The organism is Mesorhizobium sp. M7A.F.Ca.CA.002.15.2.1 (assembly GCF_003998715.1).
In the GTDB taxonomy this organism is placed as follows: Bacteria; Pseudomonadota; Alphaproteobacteria; order Rhizobiales; family Rhizobiaceae; genus Mesorhizobium; species Mesorhizobium ciceri.
The window spans coordinates 1-1,997 of record NZ_RZPI01000871.1; the positions used below are offsets into that span (position 1 = coordinate 1).

Genomic DNA, 1,997 nt, shown 5'->3' on the forward strand with positions numbered 1-1,997 from the left:
TACCGGCTCCTCGCCGGCATTCTCGACCCAGGCCGATTTGCCGCGCGTGAACATCGAAAACGTCTTCTTGTCGATGGTCACGGTGGCCTTGGAGCCTTCCTGGAAATTGTAGCCGGCAATGAATTGCGGCTCGTAGGACACTTGCTGGCCGGGCCGCTGGCTGACGAAGAAGAACATATCGCCATGGTCGAGCGTGGGCGGCTGCTTGTCGGTCGGCACGGTCAGGACATAGCAGACCTTGCCGCCCGATGCCTGGTAGCTGTAGGTGCCCCAGGCATTGTGCTGGCCGATCTTGGTCGCCGACTGCGCCAGTGCCGGCGCTGCCACGGCCACCAGGGCCAGACTCGAAACTATCGCAATCAATCCGCGCATCGCTTTTCCCGTATTCCAAATGGTGCGGAGGCAGGCCGGCTTGGCGTCCTGCCCGTCGCTTCATTTTGATTTAATCTGGGTTACCAAACGGTGAATTTCCGAAGAGAAAAGGACCCTCACCCCGAGGAAACCGCCACCATACCCGCGCCGCCGCCCTGCGAGCGGGTGGCGCGACATCCCTTTGGCGACTTGAAGGCCACGAAAGCGGCAAGAGTTTGACTTTTTACGCTGTCGCCGAAAGCCGGCTTCAACGGCGTTCCGCGCGCGTGTTCAGCCCTTCTCGGCCATGGCGTCCCTGGCGGCCTGCCGGTGCGCAGTGGTGATGTGGGCACTGACGGCGGTGATCGCGGCGGTGAGCACAGCGATGTCGTCGGTGAAGCCAAGCCCGAAGACGAAGTCGGGGATGACATCCACCGGCAGCACGAAATAGCCGAGCGCGGCCAGCAGAATGCCCTTGGCGCGCAGCGGCGTGTTCTTGTCCATGGCGCAATAATAGGCGGCCACGACCTCTTCCATGAAGGGGATCTGCCGCGCGGCCTTCTTGGCTGTGCGCCAGAATTTCTCGCGCACTTCGCTCTCGTCTGACGGCTTGCCGCCAAAGCCGAAGAAATCAAAACCGGATTGTTGCGCCATCAGTCTCTCCTTGCGGGGCTCATGCGCATCCGGCGCCTGCCCCGCGGGGGAAAATGTGGTGAAACCCGACCCCCGCTACAAGATGCCGGTGCCGATTTGGGCCTGCCGAGGCGATACCAGGCCTCAGGCGCCGGCAAAACGGTTCATTTTCGTGGCCAGATCGATATCGAGCGCAGTGACGCCGCCGGCGTCGTGGGTGTTCAGCGTCACGTCGACGGTCTTGTAGACATTCGACCAGTCGGGATGATGATCCATCGCCTCGGCGGCAAGCGCGACGCGGGTCATGAAGGCGAAAGCCTCGGAGAAATTCGCGAAGGTGAATGTGCGCTTGATGGAGGCGCCGTCTTCCGCCAGCGCCCAGCCGTCGAGGCCCGTCAATGCGGCTTCAGCGGCTTGCCTGCCCAGTTTCTCTCTCGCCATGTCCCTATCCTGTGCTATTCGAAAACGACCCTCACCATAGCGACGGATCGATGAGCGCGAAGCCTATAAATTCCATTCTCTTCGTCTGCCTCGGCAACATCTGCCGGTCGCCGCTGGCGGAAGGTGTCTTCCGCGCCGTTTGGGCCGAGCGCGGGTCGGCCCGGGATATCCTGCTCGATTCGGCGGGAACCAGTGACTGGGAGGCCGGCTCTGCCCCCGATCGACGCGCGATCGCGGTCGCCATGCGGCACGGCGTCGACATTTCCGGGCAGAGGGCGCGCAAGGTCACGCCGCAGGACCTCCACCGTTTCGACCTGATCCTTGGCATGGACCGGTCGAATGTCGCTGACCTGAAGGCGCTGGCGCCGGCGGCCGTGCAGGACCGTATCCATCTGTTCCTGGAATTCGCGCAGGGAAAGGCACGCGACGTGCCGGATCCTTATCATGACGAGGCAGAAGCCTTCGCTTCCGCCTATCGCATGATCCGCGAGGCGTCGGAGGCGCTGGCGACAAGGCTGGAGGCGCGGGCGTCCGTGCCTGACAGCGGCCAGGCTTCCTCGACGATGTAGGGT

The 1,997-nt window shown here is 63.1% G+C and carries 4 protein-coding genes; 1 reads left to right on the plus strand and 3 read right to left on the minus strand.

The genetic code is table 11. The annotated features are described in order from the left end of the window. From ENZ74_RS30495 to ENZ74_RS30505, 3 genes are all read right to left on the minus strand, one after another. The coding region (locus tag ENZ74_RS30495; RefSeq protein WP_127313246.1) for a hypothetical protein at positions 1-372 on the minus strand (372 nt) is incomplete at its 3' end. 270 nt (positions 373-642) lie between these two features. Further along, a complete protein-coding gene (locus ENZ74_RS30500; RefSeq protein WP_013528816.1) occupies positions 643-1,005 on the minus strand; it encodes a YkvA family protein in 363 nt (120 codons plus the stop codon). Positions 1,006-1,128: 123 nt separating this feature from the next. Continuing rightward, positions 1,129-1,425 (minus strand): 4a-hydroxytetrahydrobiopterin dehydratase, encoded by a 297-nt coding sequence (locus ENZ74_RS30505; protein WP_063169551.1) that lies wholly within the window; start codon positions 1,423-1,425, stop codon positions 1,129-1,131. Positions 1,426-1,475: 50 nt separating this feature from the next. Here ENZ74_RS30505 and ENZ74_RS30510 point away from each other — a divergent pair, with 50 nt between their 5' ends. Next, positions 1,476-1,994: a low molecular weight protein-tyrosine-phosphatase gene (locus ENZ74_RS30510; RefSeq protein WP_013528818.1), complete on the plus strand. Its 519-nt coding sequence runs from the start codon at positions 1,476-1,478 to the stop codon at positions 1,992-1,994. Positions 1,995-1,997 lie beyond the last annotated feature (3 nt).